This is a genomic window from Neobacillus sp. SRL179 (assembly GCF_984799095.1).
This window is the reverse complement of the sequence record NZ_OZ481792.1, coordinates 4942449-4965734: the sequence shown is the minus strand read 5'-3', so window position 1 is coordinate 4965734 and position 23286 is coordinate 4942449. Positions and strand designations below refer to the sequence as shown.

General features: G+C 42.0%; 21 protein-coding genes. 13 read left to right on the top strand and 8 right to left on the bottom strand.

What is annotated here, in order from left to right; all coding sequences use genetic code 11:
* The 9 genes from AC4E8C_RS24370 (at position 1) to AC4E8C_RS24330 (ending at position 10995) form a co-directional block, all read left to right on the top strand.
* Positions 1–1842, top strand: a complete 1842-nt coding sequence (locus AC4E8C_RS24370; protein WP_490209204.1) for an ABC transporter ATP-binding protein — start codon at positions 1–3, stop codon at positions 1840–1842.
* 140 nt (positions 1843–1982) lie between these two features.
* On the top strand, positions 1983–2669 hold the full coding sequence (locus tag AC4E8C_RS24365) for a hypothetical protein (protein WP_490209203.1): 687 nt from the start codon (positions 1983–1985) through the stop codon (positions 2667–2669).
* Between the two features lie 123 nt (positions 2670–2792).
* Complete coding sequence (locus AC4E8C_RS24360; RefSeq protein ID WP_490209202.1) at positions 2793–4625, top strand: N-acetylmuramoyl-L-alanine amidase family protein; 1833 nt, start codon at positions 2793–2795, stop codon at positions 4623–4625.
* A 185-nt stretch (positions 4626–4810) separates the two neighbouring features.
* Positions 4811–6016 carry an MFS transporter gene (locus AC4E8C_RS24355; protein WP_490209201.1) on the top strand — a complete coding sequence of 402 codons (1206 nt, stop codon included), beginning with the start codon at positions 4811–4813 and terminating at the stop codon, positions 6014–6016.
* Positions 6017–6334: 318 nt separating this feature from the next.
* Positions 6335–7507 carry an ABC transporter substrate-binding protein gene (locus AC4E8C_RS24350; RefSeq protein WP_490209200.1) on the top strand — a complete coding sequence of 391 codons (1173 nt, stop codon included), beginning with the start codon at positions 6335–6337 and terminating at the stop codon, positions 7505–7507.
* A 157-nt stretch (positions 7508–7664) separates the two neighbouring features.
* Positions 7665–8543, top strand: a complete 879-nt coding sequence (locus tag AC4E8C_RS24345) for a branched-chain amino acid ABC transporter permease (RefSeq protein WP_490209199.1) — start codon at positions 7665–7667, stop codon at positions 8541–8543.
* Between the two features lie 15 nt (positions 8544–8558).
* Positions 8559–9533 (top strand): branched-chain amino acid ABC transporter permease, encoded by a 975-nt coding sequence (locus tag AC4E8C_RS24340; RefSeq protein ID WP_490209198.1) that lies wholly within the window; start codon positions 8559–8561, stop codon positions 9531–9533.
* The gene (locus AC4E8C_RS24335) at positions 9508–10287 is read left to right on the top strand and encodes an ABC transporter ATP-binding protein (RefSeq protein WP_490209197.1); all 780 of its coding nucleotides are present in this window, start codon (positions 9508–9510) and stop codon (positions 10285–10287) included. The genes AC4E8C_RS24340 and AC4E8C_RS24335 overlap by 26 nt, the downstream gene beginning before the upstream one ends.
* On the top strand, positions 10288–10995 hold the full coding sequence (locus AC4E8C_RS24330) for an ABC transporter ATP-binding protein (protein ID WP_490209196.1): 708 nt from the start codon (positions 10288–10290) through the stop codon (positions 10993–10995).
* Between the two features lie 35 nt (positions 10996–11030).
* Here AC4E8C_RS24330 and AC4E8C_RS24325 read toward each other — a convergent pair whose 3' ends face one another.
* A complete protein-coding gene (locus AC4E8C_RS24325; RefSeq protein ID WP_490209195.1) occupies positions 11031–12839 on the bottom strand; it encodes a TIGR04190 family B12-binding domain/radical SAM domain protein in 1809 nt (602 codons plus the stop codon).
* A 301-nt stretch (positions 12840–13140) separates the two neighbouring features.
* Here AC4E8C_RS24325 and ybaK point away from each other — a divergent pair, with 301 nt between their 5' ends.
* Positions 13141–13617, top strand: coding sequence for a Cys-tRNA(Pro) deacylase (gene ybaK / locus AC4E8C_RS24320; protein ID WP_490209194.1), 477 nt, complete (start codon positions 13141–13143; stop codon positions 13615–13617).
* A 207-nt stretch (positions 13618–13824) separates the two neighbouring features.
* On the top strand, positions 13825–14925 hold the full coding sequence (locus tag AC4E8C_RS24315) for a PRK06851 family protein (RefSeq protein ID WP_490209193.1): 1101 nt from the start codon (positions 13825–13827) through the stop codon (positions 14923–14925).
* Positions 14926–14964: 39 nt separating this feature from the next.
* Here AC4E8C_RS24315 and AC4E8C_RS24310 read toward each other — a convergent pair whose 3' ends face one another.
* A complete protein-coding gene (locus tag AC4E8C_RS24310) occupies positions 14965–15120 on the bottom strand; it encodes a hypothetical protein (protein WP_490209192.1) in 156 nt (51 codons plus the stop codon).
* A gap of 128 nt (positions 15121–15248) precedes the next feature.
* Here AC4E8C_RS24310 and AC4E8C_RS24305 point away from each other — a divergent pair, with 128 nt between their 5' ends.
* Together AC4E8C_RS24305 and AC4E8C_RS24300 are read left to right on the top strand one after the other, a co-directional pair.
* On the top strand, positions 15249–15917 hold the full coding sequence (locus tag AC4E8C_RS24305; protein WP_490209191.1) for a DNA alkylation repair protein: 669 nt from the start codon (positions 15249–15251) through the stop codon (positions 15915–15917).
* A 75-nt stretch (positions 15918–15992) separates the two neighbouring features.
* Entirely contained in the window at positions 15993–16847 is an 855-nt protein-coding gene (locus AC4E8C_RS24300) for a Cof-type HAD-IIB family hydrolase (RefSeq protein ID WP_490209190.1), read from the top strand.
* 213 nt (positions 16848–17060) lie between these two features.
* Here the strand turns inward: AC4E8C_RS24300 and AC4E8C_RS24295 are convergent, their stop codons facing one another.
* From AC4E8C_RS24295 to nosZ, 6 genes are all read right to left on the bottom strand, one after another.
* Complete coding sequence (locus tag AC4E8C_RS24295; protein ID WP_490209189.1) at positions 17061–17957, bottom strand: FixH family protein; 897 nt, start codon at positions 17955–17957, stop codon at positions 17061–17063.
* The gene (locus tag AC4E8C_RS24290; protein WP_490209188.1) at positions 17954–18631 is read right to left on the bottom strand and encodes an ABC transporter ATP-binding protein; all 678 of its coding nucleotides are present in this window, start codon (positions 18629–18631) and stop codon (positions 17954–17956) included. The genes AC4E8C_RS24295 and AC4E8C_RS24290 overlap by 4 nt, the downstream gene beginning before the upstream one ends.
* Entirely contained in the window at positions 18628–19425 is a 798-nt protein-coding gene (locus AC4E8C_RS24285; RefSeq protein ID WP_490209187.1) for an ABC transporter permease, read from the bottom strand. Before AC4E8C_RS24285 ends, AC4E8C_RS24290 begins: the two co-directional genes overlap by 4 nt.
* The gene (gene nosD, locus AC4E8C_RS24280; RefSeq protein WP_490209186.1) at positions 19382–20728 is read right to left on the bottom strand and encodes a nitrous oxide reductase family maturation protein NosD; all 1347 of its coding nucleotides are present in this window, start codon (positions 20726–20728) and stop codon (positions 19382–19384) included. Before nosD ends, AC4E8C_RS24285 begins: the two co-directional genes overlap by 44 nt.
* Positions 20729–21298 carry a hypothetical protein gene (locus AC4E8C_RS24275; RefSeq protein WP_490209185.1) on the bottom strand — a complete coding sequence of 190 codons (570 nt, stop codon included), beginning with the start codon at positions 21296–21298 and terminating at the stop codon, positions 20729–20731.
* A 112-nt stretch (positions 21299–21410) separates the two neighbouring features.
* A complete protein-coding gene (gene nosZ, locus AC4E8C_RS24270) occupies positions 21411–23276 on the bottom strand; it encodes a Sec-dependent nitrous-oxide reductase (RefSeq protein WP_490209184.1) in 1866 nt (621 codons plus the stop codon).
* Positions 23277–23286 lie beyond the last annotated feature (10 nt).

Sequence of the window (23286 nt, the reverse complement as noted above, 5' to 3'; positions counted from 1 at the left end):
ATGGCAAAAGGTACAGAACAGACTCCAAGTACTCCTCCTCCGCTTCGGCCAGGCGGGGCTCACCGCCTGCGCGGTCCTGTTGTAAAACCGAAAAACTTTAAAGGTACGTTAAAGCGCCTTTGGCATTATTTTGGTCATGAGCGAAAAATGCTTGCCCTTATTTTTGTCTTTATTATAGTTGATGCGGTGCTTATGCTCCTCGCCCCCTTTTTAATTGGGAAATCAGTAGATGCCATGAGCCTTCATAGTGGAAAGGTAGATTTTAATCTCCTGGAAATCATGATTATGGTGTTGACGTGTGCCTATGCAGCTGATGCCGCCCTCACCTTTTTGCAGGGATGGCTGATGGCTGGCGTGGCTCAAAGGGTAGTCAAGCGCCTTAGGAATGCCTTGTTTAAGAAGCTGCAAAAACTGCCTGTTTCCTTTTTCGACTCACGGACACATGGGGAACTGATGAGCCGGCTGTCTAATGATGTCGATAATATCAGCAACACCATTTCTCAATCTGCTACGCAGTTAATGTCGGGCGTGGTCGCGATTGCAGGTTCGTTCATCATGATGCTGTATCTAAGCCCCATTTTAACCGTTGCTAGTTTAGTAACGGTGCCGCTTGTTTACCTGCTGACACGAACCATTGCGAAAAGGACGAGTGTTTTATTTAAAAATCAACAAATCGAGCTCGGTCAATTGAACGGTCATATCGAGGAAACAATTTCTGGAATTGAAGTGGTCAAAGCTTTTAATCATGAGGAAAAAGTGATTGAGGAGTTTGAAGTCGTCAATAAAAGGCTGCGTGATGTCGGCCTGAAGGCACAGATTTGGTCCGGTTTTTTAATGCCAATTATGAACGTCATTAATAACCTTGGTTTTGCGATTGTGGCCGTCATTGGCGGTATTCTTGCCATTAAAAGTTTAATTACCATTGGGGCAATTGCCAGTTTTATTACCTATTCACGGCAATTTGTCAGACCGCTTAACGATCTTGCTAACATTTTTAATATCCTCCAGTCTGGCGTTGCGGGCGCAGAACGGGTCTTTGAGGTTCTTGACGAACAAGAGGAGCCAAAAGACAGGCCGAATGCCATTTCTTTAGAACATCCAAAAGGCCATGTCGTTTTTGAAAATGTCAGTTTTGGCTACCGGCCGGATGTACCTATATTAAAAAATGTCAGCTTTGAAGCTGAGGTGGGTAGCAGCACGGCATTGGTAGGCCCAACAGGAGCTGGAAAAACAACCATTGTGAACCTGTTAACGCGTTTCTACGATGTAACAGAGGGGAGAATCCTTTTGGATGGCCGGGATATTCGTGACTATACAAGGGATAGCTTGCGGAAGTGCTTTGGATTTGTTCTCCAGGATACATACCTTTTTTCGGGGACCATTAAGGAAAATATAAAATACGGGAAGCCGGATGCGACGGATGAAGAGGTAGAACAAGCAGCCGGAATGGCAAACGCAGCTGTGTTTATTAACCGCTTGCCGCAGAAATATGATACGGTCTTATCGGAAAATGGCGGCAACCTCAGCCAGGGGCAGCGGCAGCTTTTAGCAATTGCCAGGGTAATGTTAGCGAAGCCGGCCCTGCTTATTTTAGATGAAGCGACAAGCAGTATTGACACCAGGACAGAGCTCCATATCCAGGAAGCTCTATTAAAATTGATGGAAGAGCGCACAAGCTTCATCATTGCTCACCGCTTGAATACAATTCGCGACGCCGATACGATTATGGTGATTGACAATGGGCATATCATTGAAAGTGGAAGCCATGATGAGTTATTGAGTGCCAATGGACGTTATTATCAAATGTTTTTTAATCAATTTAAAAATGTTGAAGGGGCATAGGCCCCCTGCCCTATTGGGTGGAAAGGCCCATCCTTCCGAATGTTTAATTTTTTTTAAATGGAAAATAATTCTCGCTATCATACTAATTTATGATAATGTGAATAAAGTGCATAAATGAAAAGACAAAAGGTGGAGCAGGCGTGAAAAAGTGGAAAATTATTTTAAGTATGATCGTTTTCGTATTAGTGGCGGGTGGCGGAACTTTTTATTATTTTCTTAATGTAAAAGAATATAAAACGGCTGATGCAAAGGTTAAAGAAATCGTTAAAACAGAGTACACGATCAAATTACCGGGTGACGAGAGCAAGCCTGATTCTCCGTCTGGAACGACCAAGGCGGGAGCAAGTACGACTGTGGCTGCTGAAGTAAGCGGACAGGCAGGAACCCCTTCACAGACGAATACAGAACAAACCAGTGTGAAACAAGGGAATAGTAACAGCGCTGCCACTCCCACTCCCATACAAACGAGTAAGCCATCGGCGGCGGCTATTATAGCGAAATATCAACCGACGTTTGAAGACTTAGAAGGTCAGGCAAATGGCAAAATAAATTCATTAGTTTCATACGGCATGAGTGAATATCAAACAAAAAAGGCCAATCATGAGGAAATTTCTTATTTCTATTTCTATTCAAAATATACTTCTGCGGCGAAATCACTAGAATCTAGTACAGATGCTTCATTTAATTATGTGTATAATGCATTAGTCAATGAGTTGAAGTCTGCTGGTTATAGCGGTAGTGAAGCGGAGTCTATTAAAGACCAATATGCTAGTATGAAAAAACAGAGACGGACTGCCCTTATGAATAAAGCAATGGGACAATTGTAATAAAGTTTTGTCGTAATTTGTCTAAACGATTGTAATAATTGGTATTTTTATGTAAAATAAGAATGTTGCTTTATAGATTAATAGAAGATAGGGAACAGATAAAATTTCAGTAGGAGGATGACAGTGAGAAAGATTCTGGCAGTAATAAGTTTTCTTTCCATACTTTTGGTAGCAGTTCTTCCGCAGAACGTGGCGCAAGCAGCAACAGCGTATACTGCAACGATTACCATTAATGGAACAGACTATCCGGTAAGCAGCACAAATAATAATCTTAGTATTAATATTGATGATCTTGTTAGCCAAAAACATTTAAAAGAAAACGACAAGGTTGAAAAGATTTCGATTACAACCCCAAATGGTGCAAAAAGCATTTCCTTAGCAGGGACGCTTGGAGATTTTTTTGCAAAAACGACTACGGTTGTAAACAATAAAGTAGAAATAGTTTTAGCTGACAAATTGGGCGCCTTAGATGCTCAGCAAGATGGTGTAGCCATCAGTACCATTCGTGAGTTTTTATACCCTGTTAATAATCAGGTAAAAGGAACTGTTACAGTTGATTATGGTACGAAAAAAGAAAACTTATCAATCACGTTAAAAGCTACAAAGGCATTTCTTTCTAAAGGTACTCCTATTAACGTAACTGGAATAACGTTGACTGCTAGTGGTAAAAACTATCAAGCTATTAAAAGTAAAACAGAAAATAATAAATATAGTATTGTCTTGAATTCGGTTGATCCTGCTGCCTTATTTGAATCATTAAAGGTAACATCTGATACAGCAACGACAGTATCTGTTTTTGCAAGAAATTCAGGCTTTTATAATGATTTATCTGATGTTAAATTTGTAAATAAAACAGCAACTTTGGATACCCAAAAAATCGTAAACTGGGGAACAAGACTTGGTCTTACGATTCCTTCGGTTATGCCGGTTATTTTCATGAAAAGTATTCTTAGTGAAGCGGGAATTACAAGATTAAATGGTGTAGTAGCCGATGATAAAGGGAATGAATCCCCATTTTCGGTTACCATTCAATCAATGGGCTGGACGCTAATTGATAACCATTGGTATTACATTGATAAGTCAGGTAACTTTGTAAAAGGCTGGTTGGAGGACCCTAAAGGTACTTGGTACTACCTTGATCTAAAAACAGGTGTTATGCAAACTGGTCTAATTAAATATAAAGGTGCTTATTACATCCTTGGCCAAGACGGAAAAATGCTAACCGGTAATGGCTGGGTAAAGGATGGAAGCAACTGGTACTACATTAAAGGCGACAAAGCAACTGTTGGCTGGTTAAATGATGGCGGTAAATGGTATTACCTTGATCCAGCAACAGGTGCAATGAAGACAGGCTGGGTAAGTGTCAATGGAAAATGGTATTACCTTGCTTCACCATCAGGTATCATGAAAACAGGCTGGGTTCAAGATGCCGGAAAATGGTATTTCCTTGATAACAGCGGTGCGATGAAAACGGGCTGGTATAAGGATGCTAACAAAAAATGGTATTTCTTAAACGGTAATGGTGCAATGGCAACAGGCTGGTTAGTAACTGGCGGTCAGAAATATTATCTTGACGCTAATGGTGTCATGAAGACGGGCTGGATACTAGACGGCGGCAAATGGTACTTCTTACAAAATAGCGGTGTCATGAAAACTGGCTGGTATAAAGAAAAAGGTGTTTGGTACTTCCTTAAAGCTAATGGTGAAATGGCAACAGGTTGGGTATCATCTGGCGGTAAGTGGTACTACCATGCATCGAATGGTGTCATGAAAACAGGCTGGGTACTAGATGCTGGCAAATGGTACTATTTAGATGGCAGTGGAGCTATGAAGACTGGCTGGGTAAAATTAGCTGGCAAATGGTATTACCTATACAGTAACGGTTCGATGGCTGCTAATACAAGAATTGGCAGTGACTGGGTAGACGCTAACGGCGTATGGATTCCTGGTAAATAATTAATCTAGTAAGAGAGAATGCTTCCATGCATTCTCTCTTTTTTTATCCTCTTTTTTAATAAAGTAATGACAACTGTAAAGACAGTTGTTAGAATAGACTATGTTTGATAGTTTAAAGCCCCTTACGTAAATAAAGGAAATATGGGGAATAATGTACATAACTGTAACAGCTTAGGGGGATGGAGATGAAAAATAGTAAGGAAATTTCAGAGCGCAGGCTGCTGGGAGTTGCCGGCATGGGCTGGATGTTTGATGCCATGGATGTGGGCATGCTTAGCTTCATTATTGCAGCCTTAAAGGTAGAATGGGATTTAACGCCAGGACAAATGGGCTGGATTGGCAGTATAAATTCAATTGGAATGGCCGTTGGGGCCCTTATTTTTGGCTTAATGGCGGATCGAATTGGCAGAAAAAGTGTCTTTATTATTACTTTATTATTATTTTCAGTGGGCAGCGGTGCGTCTGCCTTAACCACGTCATTAGCGATGTTTTTGGTATTTAGGTTTATCATTGGAGCGGGTCTAGGCGGTGAACTTCCTGTTGCCTCCACCCTTGTTTCCGAGAGTGTTTCCGCGGATAAGCGCGGCAGAATTGTCGTATTACTGGAAAGTTTCTGGGCAGTCGGCTGGTTAGTAGCAGCGGTGATCTCCTATTTTATTATTCCGAAATTCGGCTGGCAGATTGCCCTAGTTATCAGTGCTCTCCCTGCCTTATATGCCTTGTACTTACGTCTGGGCCTGCCCGATTCTCCTCGTTTTACCGCGGTGAAAGATGCAAAGAAAATTTCTGCCCTGCAAGGTTTGAAGGAATTATGGTCTAAGGAATACGGGCGGCAAACAGCGATGCTATGGATTGTTTGGTTTTGTGTGGTCTTTTCCTATTATGGCATGTTTTTATGGCTTCCCAGTGTCATGATTATGAAAGGCTTCAGCTTAATTAAAAGCTTCGAATATGTGCTCATCATGACACTGGCACAGCTGCCGGGTTATTTCACGGCGGCATGGGCGATTGAAAAACTGGGTCGAAAGTTTGTATTAGTGGTTTATCTGATTGGTACTGCCATCAGCGCCTATTTGTTTGGAACAGCTGAAACAACCACTATGCTTATGACAGCAGGAATTTTGCTCTCCTTCTTTAATCTGGGGGCTTGGGGCGGACTGTATGCGTACTCCCCTGAACAGTATCCAACCATCATCCGCGGAACCGGTACAGGTATGGCAGCAGCAGTCGGACGGGTTGGCGGAATCTTAGGTCCCTTACTCGTAGGAAATCTAGTGGCTAAGCACATTTCCCTCTCCACTATATTCATGATTTTCTGCATCTCCGTGCTTATTGGGGCTTTTGCCGTATTGCTATTAGGGAAAGAAACAAAAAACAAAGAATTAGTATAATATTTTATGGTTAGAGATTCCTTAGTTGGAGTCTCTTTTTTGCGTTAGCAGACAAAAGAATTGTATTTAACTAAAATATTTAAAGGGAAGACCCACTTTTATAAAAAATTTATTGCATGATGGTGGTGGTAACCTTATGAGGTTTATGCTGTAGAAACAGCCATAAATCATGCTGAAACAAATTATTTTAAAATAATTTGCATAAGGACTAGACTAACTCCCTATTATAATGTACAATATTTTCAGAATATTATCTTTTTTTAAAACAGTTAGACGAGGTTGGATGGGACATTTTTCTTAAATAAGAGGGGGTAAATTATGAGACAAAGGAAGTTAGCTGGTATCTTTATGTCGTTTATGGTTGCAGCAGGGGTAATGGCAGGATGTAATTCAAGTGCAAGCGGTGATGGTGAAAAGGGCGGCGAAATTAAGATTGGTGCCAACCTTGAACTATCAGGAGGGGTTGCTTCGTATGGGCAGTCAGCGAAAGAAGGAATTCAACTGGCGATTGAAGAGATTAATAAAGAAGGTATTGATGGTAAAAAGTTAAAATTAGTCACCGTCGACAATAAATCTGATGCGGCAGAAGCCACTGGCGGCGCCATTAAATTGGCAACGCAAGATAAGGTTGCTGCGATGATCGGTGCAGCAACAAGTACCAATACATTAGCACAAGTACAAATTGCCCAAGATAACAAAATTCCATTAATTACACCAACTGCTACTAACGCAACGATAACGAACAAAGATGGAAAGCTAAATGACTTTGTCTTCCGTACATGTTTTATTGACCCATTCCAAGGAACGGTTGCAGCCAACTTTGCGAGCAATGATTTAAAAGTTAAGACCGCAGCTGTTTTAATTGATAGCTCCAGCGATTATTCTAAAGGTCTCGCAGCTTCATTTAAAAAGTCATTTGCGGATAATGGCGGCAAAATTGTTAAAGAAGAAGCTTATGTTGCTAAGGATACAGATTTCCGTGCAACTTTAACCAATATTAAAGCAGCTAATCCAGAGTATGTATTCGTTCCTGGCTTCTATGAAGAAGTAGGGTTAATTATTAAACAAGCACGTGAGCTTGGCATTACTGTACCAATCATGGGTGGCGACGGCTGGGACTCTCCTAAACTAGTAGAAATCGCCGGTGCAGATTCCCTTAATAACACATTTATTACTAACCATTATTCTTCAGGTGATAGTGACAAAAAGGTTCAGGAATTTGTTACAGCGTTTAAAGCTAAGTACGATGGCAAGTCTCCGGATGCCTTTACAGCTCTAGGTTATGATACAGTCTACTTCCTAGCCGATGCAATTAAACGTGCTGGAAGCAGCGACCCTAAGAAAATTCAAAAGGCACTGGCAGAAACAGATGGATTAGAACTTGTTTCAGGAAAAGTGAAGCTTGATAAGAATCATGATCCAATCAAAGCGGCAGTTATTCTTGAGTACAAAAATGGTGAACAACAATTTAAAACAAAAATTAACCCGTAAGTTCACTAGACGAATCTTATAGTTTGCCGAAGGAATAGGGAGCGTAATGTCTCCCTATTCCACTTTCATAAAGAAAAGCACGTTTCCCAACGTGCCTACCTTGTTTAATCATATGAAAAAAGAAACGTTGATGACCGTCCAAAGGAGTGTAAGACATATGGAATTTATACAGCAGCTTGTTAATGGAATTTCCTTGGGCAGTATTTATGCACTAATCGCCCTAGGATATACGATGGTATATGGGATTGTAAAACTAATCAACTTTGCCCATGGGGACGTATTTATGGTCGGGGCCTTTATTGGTTTTTATTCTATTACGATATTACATTTAGGATTTTTCCCAGCCTTATTGATCTCAATGGTGGTGTGCGCCATCTTCGGTGTGCTGATTGAACGGATTGCGTATAAGCCGCTGCGAAATGCGACAAGAATTGCCGCGCTTATTACAGCCATCGGAGTCTCCCTATTTATCGAATATGGAACCATTTATATCCGCGGCGCCCAGCCAGAAGCTTATCCGAGCGGGTTAGTTCCATTAAAAAGCTTAGAGATTTTTGGAGTAAAAATTAGCGGCCAGTCGATTTTGATCTTAGGCACATCACTTGTCTTAATGGTCCTTCTCCAATTTATTGTCCATAAAACGAAAATTGGCAAGGCGATGCGGGCTGTTTCCCATGATATGGATGCCGCGAGATTGATGGGGATTAATGTGAATAATACCATTTCTGCTACGTTTGCGATTGGTTCTGCCCTTGCTGGTGCAGCTGGAGTTATTTTTGGAATGTATTATACAAAGATTGAACCGTTAATGGGAATTATCCCTGGATTAAAAGCATTCGTTGCCGCAGTATTGGGCGGAATCGGGATTATCCCGGGAGCCATGGCAGGCGGTTTAGTATTAGGCGTAATTGAATCACTTGTTAGTGCGGCAGGATACTCACTATGGCGTGATGGTGTAGCATTTATTGTTCTTATTTTAATTTTAATTTTCCGGCCTGCCGGTTTATTTGGTAAAAATGTCAGGGAAAAGGTTTAGGGGGAGGCTTCTACGATGAATATTTTTAAACAAGCAAAGTTTTTCTGGACATCAATCGTTTTAGCCGTTGTCTTTTCGGTTGTAATGCAATTCCTAATAGTGGGCGGCACATTAAATCAATTTTATGTAAATACCCTATTTTTTATTGGCATTAATATCATTTTAGCGGTGAGTCTGCATTTGATTATCGGGATTACAGGACAGTTTTCAATTGGACATGCTGGGTTTTTAGCAGTTGGTGCGTACGCATCGGCCATTATAACGATGAAATTGAGTTTGCCATTCCCTGTTGCACTCATAACAGGCGGTATCGCCGCAGCGGTGGCGGGGCTTATAATCGGGATCCCAACACTTCGGCTAAAAGGCGATTATCTAGCGATTGCCACACTTGGTTTTGGCGAGATTGTTAGGATTGTCTTCTTAAATATTGATTATGTTGGCGGCGCAAGTGGGATGACGGTCTCGCATTTAACAACTTGGCCATGGCTGATTGGCTGTGTCATTTTAACGGTTTTAGTTATTACCAATTTCACGAACTCCACACATGGACGTGCTTGTATTTCCATCAGGGAAAATGAAATTGCCGCCGATGCGATGGGAATTAATACGACCTATTATAAAGTTACGGCATTTGCACTGGGGGCCTTTTTTGCAGGGATTGCCGGCGCCTTGTATGCCCATAACTTTTATATTATCCAGCCAACTAACTTTGGATTTTTGAAATCATTTGATATTTTAATCTTTGTGGTTCTTGGCGGGTTGGGCAGTATGTCAGGTGCGGTCATTGCGGCCATCTTGTTAACGATTATTTCGACCTATCTGCAAAGCTATCCAGAAATTCGGATGGTCATCTATAGCTTAGTCTTAGTAGTCATGATGCTTTATCGTCCGCAAGGATTAATGGGCACAAAAGAAATTACCTCAGTCTTTAAAATAGGCAAATCCGCTAAAGGAGGAGTACAGCATGACAGAAAAAACACAGTTGCTTAAAGTAGAAAATGCGGGAATCCGATTTGGCGGGTTAAAGGCTGTCTCTGATGTTAATTTGGAATTAAATCAAGGGGAGCTTGTCGGCCTCATTGGACCAAACGGTGCAGGTAAGACAACCTTCTTTAATTTATTAACAGGTGTATATGTTCCGACAGAAGGAAGCATTTCTTTAGATGGCGAAAAACTAAATGGGCTTGCACCCTATCGAATTACCAAAAAAGGGATCAGCAGGACATTCCAAAACATTCGCTTATTTAGTGAACTATCTGTTCTTGATAATGTAAAGGTAGCCTATCATTCTCTGGCGAAGCATTCTATCTTCAGTTCGATTTTCCGCCTTCCCTCCCATTTTTCTGGTGAACGGGAAATGGAAGAAAAGGCAATTGAATTTTTAAAAATTTTCAAGCTTGATGAAGTGATGCATGAGACGGCAAAAAATTTGCCTTATGGGCAGCAGCGCCGCTTGGAAATTGCTAGGGCACTTGCCGCTAATCCGAAGCTTTTACTGCTAGATGAACCGGCAGCCGGAATGAATCCTCAGGAAACAGAGGAACTTATGAATTTAATTGCGCTGATTCGTGAGAAATTTGACCTGACGATTCTATTGATTGAACATGATATGCTCCTAGTCATGGGTGTATGTGAACGAATCTATGTGCTTGACCACGGTCAATTAATAGCTGACGGAACACCAGAACAAATTAGAAATAATCCAAAAGTCATCGAAGCGTATCTTGGCGAGGAGGTCTCTTAAATGCTTAAAATTAATGATATCAATGTCTACTACGGTAATATCCATGCATTGAAGGGAGTTTCTCTTGAAATCAATCAGGGGGAAATTGTGACCTTGATTGGGGCAAATGGCGCCGGAAAAAGTACGCTGTTAAAAACCATTTCAGGTTTGTTGAAGCCGAAAAATGGAGAAATTTTATTCGACAATGAGCATGTGGCCGGGAAGGTTGCCCAATCCATCGTCAAGCGGGGAATTTCTCAAGTCCCTGAAGGACGTCGAGTATTCTCGAATATGTCAGTCGAGGAGAACCTTGAATTGGGTGCCTATTTACGAAAAGACAAAAAGGGCATCCGCGAAGACTTTGCTAAGGTCTTTCAACTATTTCCACGCCTGGAGGAACGCCGCAAGCAGCTAGCAGGAACCCTTTCAGGCGGTGAGCAGCAAATGCTGGCAATGGGTCGTGCGTTAATGGCAAGACCACGGCTTTTATTATTAGATGAGCCTTCAATGGGTCTTGCACCGCTGTTGGTAAAAACGATCTTCCGGATCATTGAGGAAATTAATAAAACAGGTACCACGATTCTACTAGTAGAACAGAATGCGAATATGGCGTTGTCCATCGCTGACCGTGCCTATGTCATTGAAACAGGAAAAATTGTTGCAGCCGGGTCGGCTGAGGAACTTAGTAATAGCGATCAAATTAGAGCTGCTTATCTGGGCGGACATTAAAAGGTGTTGGGGCAAATGCCCAACACCTTTTCCTATTACATTTTCATTTTTCTCTGTTCAGGTTCAAGCTTGTACTGTTCACGACGTTTTGGACTTAATAAATGTCTAACTTTATTTGCATAATCCTCATACAGCTGCTCAATCCCGACAAGCGCTAGTGAAAAGAAGTTGGCATAATTCTTCTGTACTTCCCACTTTAATTCATTCTTCCCACAGATGCTGTACTTATTTAACTCTTCAATTTCCTTTTGAATGTTGGCTAGTTCGATCACTTGTTCATCCTCTGGCAGGGCAAGGACATAATCGATTTTTTCAATATAGGCTCTTGATTTTTCAATTTTTTCTTTAATATCCTGGTATCCCTCTTGGTCAATCAGATCATATTTTAATTTAAAATCATTTAGTCTTTCGGCCGCTTCGTAGGTCGAATTCACAATGTCATCCCGTGTCATATCCCTAGTTTCATAGCTGAGCATATGCTTCCAGGATGGCTGCGTAATCGCCTTGCGGTGGTCCTCAAGTGTCAGGCAATACTTCTTATATCCATGTATTTCCGGGTGTTCAAAGGCGGGACTCGCAGGGTCAAGGAATGGTGCCAATGGTGCAACAAAGTAAAAGATCCTTGGGTCCTTTTGACAAGAAAGATGAATCGTTTCGCAAAAGTCGATGTTTTCCACAGCACTTTGATACGTTTGACCTGGAATGCCCACCATAAAGAACAGGTCAATTTTTTTACAGCCATGTTTTAAGGCAAAATTTAGCGTATCAATTACCTTTTGGTTGGTACAGCTGAACTTTCCGTTATAGCGTCTGATTTTTTCATCGTGCGTTTCTAGAGTAATTTCAATACTATATTTTGGAACGCAGTCATTGATTAATTTAAAATACTCTTCATCTGCATATTGGAATAATTCAAAGACAATCTCATTTTTTAAGTTGAGTTTTTTCAATCTGGTGAAAAACTCATGATAATAGTCACGGCCGCCTTGACGAAGGTCATGCAGGATAAAGATGGGTGCCCGGCTAAATCGTGAAATAAACTGGATGTCCTCGACAAGCTTCTGCGGTGACCGCAGTGCCAGCGAATTCCGATTGCAGTTTTGATCATAGGCATCACGGGAGCCGCCGCAGATTAAGCAGTTTTGCGTACAGCCTCGTGCGGTTAAAAGCGCCGTGTTTGGATATTGGAGCCAGCCATTGTATGGAAGCGGGTCAAGGAAGTTGCGATACTTAAACACAGAGCGAATCGTGTAACGGTAGCCTGGCACGTCGACATCATCCAAATCCTTTGGCACGTAGGTAAGGGGATTGTAGCCGACCTCACTGCCTTTCTTCCACGTTAAGTTCGGAATGTCGGCATAATGGGTGTTGCCTGCTTCGATCTTATTCATCAACAATAGCGTTAGTTTTTCTGTTGAATCACCACGCATAACGAAATCAATAAATGGATATTCAATCAATTCTTTATGATAATAAGTAGCCGATAAACCGCCAAACATGATCGGTGTATCCGGATGAAGTCTCTTCACAATTTTAGCAAGCTCAATACTGCCGTGTGCATGCGGGAGCCAATGGAGGTCAATCCCGAAGGCTTTTGTTTTAATTTTCCTTAGTTTTTTTTCAACATCAAATTTTTCACTCATGAGCATACGGTTGGCAATGTTGATAATCTTGACCCGCAGTCCGTATCTTTCTAAATAATCAGCAATGCTGGTTAAACCGATCGGATACATTTCAAATACGGGTGAGGATGGAACGACATCACTGATGGGTCCAGCAAGTAAGGCATTTTTTCTGAAGTCATAAACACTTGGTGCATGTAATAAAACTAAATCATATTTCATTGATCTTTCACCTCAGTTAATTTGGTATAAAAGAGTGATTTTGGATTAATATGTGAACATGTAGTATGAAAATAAATTTGTGATATATTTCACATGTTAGTTTAATTAGGTAAAAACAGTGTGATTCCCATCCTGATTTCTATTGATATCAAGTAGTTTTCTAATTTAAGTTTACTATAAACAGGGATTCATAGAGTGACAAACGAGTGACAGAATTTGGTTGATTTTGTGTAATTTTCGGATAATCTGTTATGATAATTTTCATAAGTGGAACGCTTTTAATGTGGAGGGATTTGAATAAATGGCACAGATAAAAACGAATGCGATGCGCATACTCGATGCAAAAAAGATCGATTATGAAATGCTTACATATGAAAATAAAGATGGAAAAATTGATGGAATCTCGGTTGCGGAGAAAATTAGTAGAGAATCAAAGGAGGTTTATAAGACCCTAGTAACCCAAGCACAAAGTAAAAACATTTATGTGTTTGTCATCCCTGTCGCGGAAGAATTGGATTTGAAAAAGGCTGCCAAAGCTGCTGGAGAAAAGAACCTGGACATGCTTCCGGTAAAGGACCTTCAAAAGTGGACGGGGTATATTCGCGGGGGCTGTTCGCCCATTGGCATGAAAAAGGAATATAAAACTTTTATTGATGACAGCTGTCAGTCCCTCAGGTCTATCGTGGTCAGCGGCGGGAAAATCGGTGTGCAAATTGTATTGGCACCAGCTAAGTTACAAGAACTGACCAAAGCGGAAACCGTCCCAGTCATTAAATAAAAATAGGACGAACTTTATGGAAGAAAAAATTTTAATAGGCACTCACCTACACTGGGCATAGGCATAAGATAATGTGAAAACGAAAACACCCCTGCAGCGGTGTTTCGGTTATTTCAAAAGACTTTTGCTTTTGTTAGAAACTTGCCTCCATCAACCCCTTAAAGGTTGTGAAGGCTAAGTTGATTCACTAAAAGGGAGTGTTGATGAGTGGCAGGGAAAATCAGAAATTATTTTGCCGGCGGGAATACAGCGCGAGGCTTTCATAATCTTTATGATTCAAATCTCCAAGGGCTAGATCGCATCTATATTTTAAAAGGCGGCCCGGGGACAGGTAAATCATCATTAATGAAGAAAATTGGCCATGAATGGGTCGGAAAGGGCTTTAATATTGAGTTCCTCCACTGTTCCTCGGATAATGATTCGATTGATGGGGTGTTAATTCCTTCGTTAAAGGTAGGAATTGTCGACGGTACGGCGCCGCATGTCATTGAGCCAAAGGCACCGGGGGCTGTCGAAGAGTATATTAACCTAGGCGAAGCCTGGAATGCCCGTGCCCTAAGCAGCCAGAAAAAGATCATTCAGAAGCTCACGAATGACATTCATGCTTCTTTTCAAAAAGCCTATGCCACCTTTAAGGAAGCATTGGAAATCCATGATGATTGGGAAAAAATTTATATTAATAGTATGAATTTTAAAAAGGCGGACCAGTTAACCAATAAACTAATTGAGACCTTTTTTGGAAAAATGAGGTTAAATAAAACGCCCGATGTGCGTCATCGCTTCTTAGGGGCAGCCACGCCTAAGGGGGCTGTGGATTACGTTCCTAACTTAACAGAGGAAATTTCGAAACGTTATTTTATTAAAGGCCGGCCAGGGTCCGGTAAATCCACCATGTTGAAAAAACTGGCGGCGGCTGGTGAGGAACGCGGCATCGATGTCGAAATTTATCATTGCGGTTTTGATCCGTATAGCCTTGATATGGTGATTTTCAGAGAATTAGGAATTGCTATATTTGATAGTACCGCTCCACATGAATATTTTCCAAGCAGGGATGGCGATGAAATCATTGATATGTATGAGATTTTAATTGAGCCGGGGACAGACGACCTATTTGCAGACATCATTAGTAAAATAGCCGTGCAATATAGAAATAAAATGAACGAAGCAACCAGCTATCTGGCTAAAGCCAAGGCGCTCCATGATGAGTTGGAAGAAATTTATGTGGCGGCAATGGATTTTTCTGTTGTGGAAAAAATTCAAGCAAAAATAGTGTCGGAAATTAATGAGCTGGCGACTAGCAAAGCATAGAAGTGAATGGAAAATGCCGGGAAAACGTCCCGGCATTCTTTATTGATGTGGATGTGTCTTACTCTGCTGGCTCTTATTCCGCTTATTGCCTTTACTGTTATCACCGCTGACAAACTCGGCAGCGAATTCGGCTTCGGCGTGTCCTGCTTGCGGAGAGTTTTGATTGCGGCTGCCTTTATTGTTTTTCTTTGTCATCTTGAATCCCTCCTTTTCTGCTAATGTTAGTGTGGCGTCAGTTGAGTAGTTTATGCCGCTAAGATAAAGGATAAATTGGAAGATAGTAGAATACCTATAAAGGGAATGTTAGGGAAAGGATGAATCCTATGCCGTTAGATATCACTTTTTTAACCAAACGATTTGAAGAAAACGCCAACCCGGCCAATGCGAAGCCGATGCAAAAATACATGAAGGATCACTTTCCGTTTTTAGGGATTAAATCCCCAGTAAGAAAGGAACTGGAAAAGCAGTTTTTTAAGGAAACGGGAATTCTAAAAGAGCCATTTAATCAAGAATTGGTAGTTACCCTTTGGGGGGAAAATGAAAGAGAATATCAATATACGGCCTTGGTATATATGGAAAAATCGTTGAAAAAGCTGGGAAAAGACGATTTGCCTTTTATGGAGCAATTAATTACCACAAAGTCATGGTGGGATACGGTCGATGCTATCTCCCCTAAGCCTGTCGGGACCATCGCTAATCAATTTCCTGAGGTGATTGCAGAAACCATTGACGGATGGGCTGTTCATGAAAATATGTGGCTGCGGCGGGCAGCACTTCTTTTTCAGTTAAAATATAAACAGAACACCAATGAGGAAATCCTTTATCAATACATACAGCAAAATGCGGACAGTAAGGAATTTTTTATTCAAAAGGCGATTGGCTGGGCATTACGGGAATACTCAAAAACAAATCCTGCATCTGTAAAAAACTTTATCAGGAGTCAGCCGCTAGCGCCTCTAAGTATCCGCGAGGGAAGTAAGTATTTGGATTGAGCAAAACAGAGTTATGGATAGGTTAGTTCGTGTTAGAATGGACTAACAAAATATAGTAAATAAAGGTGGTACAGCATGATTAAATGTATTGCATCGGATATGGATGGCACATTATTAAATTCAGTTCAGCAAATTAGTAAAGAAAATAAAGAAGCGATTTTAAAGGCCCAAGCAGAGGGCGTTGAATTTGTTGTCGCAACAGGCCGGTCTTATCAGGAGGCTACTTATGTATTATCACAAGCAGGGTTAACTTGTCCGATTATTTGCGTCAATGGTGCGGAGATTCGCAGCCGTGAAGGAGAGATTCTTTCTGCCACACCGCTGAGTAAGCAACAGGCTCGCAAAGTGGCGGAGGTACTGAGTGGAAATGATGTCTACTTTGAGATCTACACCAATAAAGGCGCCTATACTCTTAGTTTAGACAAGGCAGTGTCCATCCTTGTGGATATAGTCCTTAGTGCTAACCCCGAAATGGACCGCGAGGAGGTTACCTATGCGGCTGGTGCAAGATTACGTGATGGCTTGGTTTACCAAGTAGATAGTTACGAGACCCTTTTTGCGGATGACAGCTTTCATATCTATAAGCTGCTAGCCTTCTCTTTCGATGGCGATCGACTGAAAGCGAGCGAACAGGCTCTTGCAGATTACCCGGATATCGAGGTTTCCTCCTCCGGACATGAAAACCTTGAGATTACCAACAAACAAGCGCAAAAAGGGATTGCACTTGAAACCTTCGCAAAAGCAAACGGAATTGAAATGGCGGAAACGATGGCGATTGGTGATAACTTTAATGATGTGTCTATGTTTGAAATGGCAGGAAGAGCGATTGCCATGGGGAATGCTAGCTTTGAAATCAAGTCGCTTTGCGATGATATCACCGATACCAATGACAACCACGGAGTGGCGAAGGCGATTCTAGAAGTTTTATAGTAGACCGGTGGATAAGGTGCTGCAATCGGCGGATAAGGTGCTGCAATCGGCGGATAGCAAGAGCCAATCGGCGGATAGCGGAGCCAATTGGCGGATAGCGAGAGTCAATCGGCGGATAGCAGAGCCAATCGGCGGATAGCGGAGCCAATCGGCGGATAGCGCGGCACAATCAGCGCAAGGCGAGGCAATCCGCCGATAACCCTACACCATCCCTTAAAGGATCTCCACTTTTAACGAGTTTACTTGCGAGACGAGCAGCTCCTCGTACTTCTGCTGTGCCAAATAAATCACTTCTTGCTCACCGGCCTTTGGGTTTTCCTTTTTCACCTGATCAATCATATCTTTTTGAACCTTTTGTGAGAGGACAATCAGCTTGTACTGCTGCTGCTCTTTCGTCCAAAACTTCTCCTCCCCATAGCTGCTGATTAATTTTTGGGCCGATCCATACTGGTTATATTGAGCGCGTACCTTCTCCAAAGCGGCATCAATTTCAGCATTATCTGTCTGATGACCTTTCTCCTCGGCAAGCATAGCCATTGAGCGGAGCCGGATGATTTGCGTTAATAGTTGACTTTGATCATCATTCATCTTTTGCTGTGATGCCAAATAGGCTAATTCCTCTTCTAACTGCTCACCGCTATAACTAGCCTTGGCGGCTTCCCGGTTGATCTCCAGCTGCAGCTGATTTATCAACTTATAAAAAGCAACATCCTCGGCAGTAATCCATTCTCCGTTAAGCTTGGCCACTCCTTTCGGCTTTGCCACATTGATATCAATGACCTTTTCTGAACTTTTACCATCTTTCGTTAACGTAAAGGCCGCTTCATATTTTCCGCCCATGGGCAGCGCCGCCTTCCCGGTGTAGGTGCCAGTCTTTCCTTCGACTAACTTCACTTTATACGTACCATGATCCATATTGGTCATCGCTAATTCTAGGGACACATCGAGCCCGGTCACAGCCTTATTATCTTCCGTTACTTTCATTTCAAACGGCATTTCCTTATCTTTGGCAAAATAAAGGTCTTTTGTCATCTTGATCGTGTAATCCGGTCCGGCACTACAGCCAGCTAGGACCACAAGCAGCAACAAAGCCAGTAAGAGTTTTTTCATGATTGTATTCCTCCTAAATCATGTGTTTCTAAAAAGTCCGCAACTGTAAATTTTTCAATTTTCCCCTCATCTAAATAGGCGACATGGGTACACACTTGTTTGATTTCATCAAGGTGGTGAGAGGATAGCAAAATAGTTTTATCATGAAGTGTCCGCAAAACCTCTAGGATTTCCTTTCGTCCCATAGGGTCAATCCCGCTTGTCGGTTCATCTAAAATGAGGATACTGGAATCCTGATAAAGGGTAATCGCAAGCCCTAACCGCTGCAGCATTCCTTTTGAATATTTCTTCACTTGGACATCACGGTCATCCCACAAACGGACCGACTGCAAGATCTGCTCGATACGCGGTAAATCAGCCGTCTTGGCGACTGCCTGGGCAAAGAAGATCATATTTTCAAGCCCCGTCAACATCGGGTAGAGCATAAATTTTTCCGGTAAATAAGCAATGGCGTGCTTCCATTCATTATTTTTCTTCGTGACATGGGTTCCGTTAATGAAGATAGACCCTTGTTTCACTGGCAGTAAGCCTAGCAAGCTATTGATCAATGTGGATTTCCCGGCGCCATTGCGGCCGACTAGGGCACAAATTTCATTTTGATGAATCTCAAGGCTGACCGAGTCTAAAACTTTCTTTTTTCCAAATGATTGGTTTAAATCGCTGACCTTAATCATTCGTAGCCCTCCTTCCGGTTAAATACTATCGCGGTGCCGTAGGAAACAGCGAGCCAAATGAATGCATTTCCTAGTAAAAAGAAGACGGGTTTCGTCCACATAAAGGCCTGCAATAGTCGGGACATGTGGCCGAAGGAGTACACCCCCATGCCGGTTTCGACAAAAATCCGAATGGCTTGAAGCGGATTTAAAAAATAGAAGGAAGAAAATAGTTTCACATTTTCATGGGTGACATCCGGTAAAAAGGACAGCAATATAAAATCATGTAAGAAGAAAAAGTAGAACCAGACAAAAATCGTATAGCCGATAATCTGCATCCGCGATCGGCTGAAACTGCCGATGGCGGCACCCATTTGTAAGAATACAAGGGCCATCACAACAACCGCACTAACAAAAATGAGATAGCTTTTGATGTCTAGTTGAAAATTAAATTTTATCCCAGCTAAAAATAAGAAAAACCACGTAAGGAGCGGGACTAATACGACCGTATAGAGTCCAAGGCTTTTCTTCACCAAAAAGCTGGCAAAGTTGTCTTTCTTGGTCACGAGCATGATTAAGGTCTTTTGTTCTTTTTCTTGAAAAATAGAGAAGGCCCCAATGAACAAGCAGAGAATCGGGATAAAGTAAATAATCGTATCAAATAAATTGAGTAAGAGCACATAAAAGCCTTGATCAAATGAAAGGACGTTGGAACGGAACAAGATGCTGATGGAGATGAGAATAATAATACTTAAAGACAGCCAAAGTCCTTTACCTCTTATGTTTTCTTTCCATTCCTTCCAAATGTAATGCATAATAATGTCTCCCTTTTAGTAAGATCAATCCGGCCAGCAGGCTGATTACGACCCAAAGAATGATAGAATGGTTCCCTTTTTTAGCCGCTAACGGGTGTGAATCGGTAAACATAACTTCATCCCTGTTCAGTGAACCAGTAATTTTTTCAAAGATAGGGATGGCCGGGCTTTTTAAAAACAAGCTCGTTAGTTCTTGTTCTTCGATTAATTGATGTAGTGAAGAATGATAGGTAACAGGGAAATCACCAATCCCATCTTGATTAAGGTCGGTAAGCGGGAAGGCGGAGCCCCAGTCATTGCCTTTGCCGTTCTTGCTCCACCTATTCTTTTCGCCGCTGCCGCCCAGCGTCACAACTGGAATAGTATTTTCTGAGATTTGGTTCAGCGTAAAAAGCTGCTCACTCGAGCTGGCCCAGAGTTCAACCCCTATTTGATTTTGCGTGATATGATTGTTCGTAATCGTATTTCTTGTGGCTTGATCAATGTACAAGCCGCGTTGGTTCATGTAAAACGTATTTTTGGTTATATAGTTATCGTTGGCTTGTAAAAGGAGAAGGCCAAACGATTGATTTCCATAGTTAACGACAAATTGATTTTTTTCGAGTTTGAGATGATTGGAATTCATGATGGCAGCGCCGCCTGTATTCATCGTAAACACATTTCGTTTAAATATATTTTCATCGGAATACATGTAGTGCAGGCCGTAGCGCGTACGGCTGATTTGATTATCTAAGCTAGTATTGCTGTTGCTGTAGTCAAAAAACATCCCGTCACGGGTGCCTTCAATCGTGTTATGCTCTAGTAGGTTCTTGTTCGCATAATAAACATGGATGCCGTTGCCTTGGGAAGCAATCTGCCCTTGGCCTTGGCCAGTAATATGGTTATATCGAATGGTATTGTCGTGCGCCTGGCTTAAATAAATGCCGTGAAAGGAATGGCGGATGGTGATATGGTCAATCACATTATTGTTTGTATAAACCTTAATGGCCGCATATTCTTCGGCAGAGTTTCGATTCATGCTGCTACCTGTGACGGTCAATCTTGTAAGTTTCACATGCGGGGCCTTAATCGAGATGACATTCCCCGTACCGTCCCCTTTAATCACGGTTTTCTCTGAACCTATTATGGTGATGCGTTTAGTAATAATGATATTGCCTTGATAGGTTTTATTTTCAAGCTTCAAAACCGCCCCCTCTTTCAAGCTGTCAATGACACTCTGTAGGTTTTCAGCTGCCATATTTTTTTCTGGTTTTACTATCATAAAAAGAGAAAAAACGAGTAGAAAGAGTGCGAATTTTTTCATTTACTTTCGATCCTTCCATAACGGAATCAATAATAGTAGAAAAGCGGCAATCAGGAAGTAAGAACCTGTGCCAAGAACGCTGTTGGTGACAAAATTGGCCACCGTATTATGGCCTAAAATAGGCGGGACAAATGGGTCAATTTTTATCGGTGCATGCGGACTTAAGTTGGTCCCAAAATCATGCAGTGCTTTTCTTAAGTCGAGAACACCGAGAATACCCCCGATGCCGAATAACCCAATTAGGCTGTATAAAACGGCCTTTTTACGCAAAATGGCGGTGATCATTGTGAGGACAGCTAAACCGCTAATTAGGTAAATTAAGTAAGACAACTCTGGAAAGTTCTTTTCGCTAAAATTATCCATGCCGATATAGTGGTTGAGTCCATTGACTATATCAATTTCGCCCGCCAGCTTATTGGGATAGACGATAATATTTAGGCCCTCAGGATATTGGGGGGCAAAGAAGACCATCTTCCACCAGGGGAAGAAAATCGACACAATCAAAAGCCCTGCTGATAAAAAGATGAATAGTGAAGAAGTAATCGATAACTTCTGCTTTTTTTCATTCAAGTTAATCACACCTCTTATAGTGTTATCTAACGGAAATGCCAAAGGGTATCAATCTTTCTCATTGATACCCTTAAGCTTGTAAGTGAGCTCCACCTGTAAGGGTAAGAAGCAGTTAGTTCTTAGGTTTCACAAGGAAGTATCCATTCATTTCTTGGTGTAAGGCCGAACAGAAGTTAGTACAATACATTGGGTAAGTCCCGGCCTTATTAGCGGTAAATTCCATAGTGTTTGTTTGACCCGGCTGGACTTCCATGTTTAAGTCATAACTGTTGATGGCAAAGCCATGCGTAATATCTTCATCGAAGTCAATATTGGTCAAGTGGATAAAGACATGATCACCTTGGTTCACTTCAATGACATCCGGCCGTTTGGCTTTCGCATCAAAGATGAATTTCGAGCGCATAGCGATTCCATAGACATGGACTTCATTGCCATTACGAACGATTCTTGCGTCATCCTTCTTGTAAACCGCGTCTTTATTCTTTTCATCCTTTGGATAGACTTCAATTGTTTTAATCTTATCTGCTTTAATCATCTGGGCGTAGTGCGGCTCAGGGTCAACTGGTGATGATTGAATAATTTTCATCTTGCCGCTGATGTCAATTAACTGCATCGATTCTGGATGAGATGGACCCACTGACAAGTAAGTATCCTTGGCAATCTTGTTCAAAGCAATCAGCCATTTGCCATCAGGCGAAACTGTATCACCTTCAGCTGCAACTGAATGTCCTGGGGAATATTGAACCGGTACGCGGTCTAACGTTTCACCAGTTTTTGGATTCCACTTAACAATTTCTGAGGATATGAACATGGTTGTATAGGCCATGCCCTTGTCATCAAATTGAGTATGAAGCGGTCCAAGTGCATTTTCAGGGTTTACTTCCCGTTCCATGACCGATTTATAATCAAGGACCGGAATTCCGTTACGCTCGCCGGCAAACTTTTTGTCCTCGACAGCTTTAAAGGCTTTTTCAAACGAGAATACTGTCATCGATGGAGCAAGTTTTCCTGAAGCAATAAAGTATTTTCCGTCTGGCGTTACGTCGACACCGTGCGGCGACTTTGCCACAGGTACTAAATAAATTCCGCCTTTTTGTTTTTCAGGGTAAATCATTTTTTGTCCGCCAACATCCTCGTACTTACCCTCCTTGACCATTTTCTCAAGCTCTTTCCAGTTAAAAAGAACGATGTAGTCACGATCGGCTTGGGAGGCGTTAATTTCAAGGTTAGTTGTCGCTTCTTCCGTATTGTAGGTCGTCATAACGGCCCAATCAGCGGAGCCTTTTTTGCCGGCATCGGAAAGGTCATAGGACCATGGCGGCAAGGCGACTTGATAAGAGATTCCGAGCTTTTGATTCTTCTCATCAAAGGTTACCGCTGACATCACACCTCGGTACTCTTTACTATAGTTATCAAGTGATTCATATTTTTGCCCGACAGGTACAGCGAACCGGGTTGGCAGGAACATGTACTCTGTATTTTCGGTCACAAACGCAGCGCAGTGCGGCCCTGCGGTATTGGGAACTTCGAGGATATCCTTAGTTGTAAAGGTTTTTAAATCAACAACGGCAGCACGGCTGTTGCCAACATCTGTCGCAAACATATACTTCCCGTCATAGTCGCCGTTTGTTTCGGAAAAGGCCGGATGGTGCAGGTCACCCCAAGTGTAGTCACCCATCATTTTCTTCGAATGTTCGTCAAACCCGTATCCAGTTGCAGAGTCCGGGGAGAAAACAGGGATGGTTCTGATTTTCCGCATGGACGGAACACCGTAAATAAACATTTGCCCCGAGTGGCCGCCTGAGGCGAATAGGTAATAATCATCCTTCTGGCCGAATGGGACATAAACTTTTTCTGCATCGCTCTTGGTGCTGGCCGTTGTTTCCGTTTTTGCGTTTGTGGAAAAATCAGCAAACGATATCGTTGCGGCTACAAACCCAGCGAGCAGGCCCGATGCAATCGGAATCCATTTTTTCATCTAGTTACAC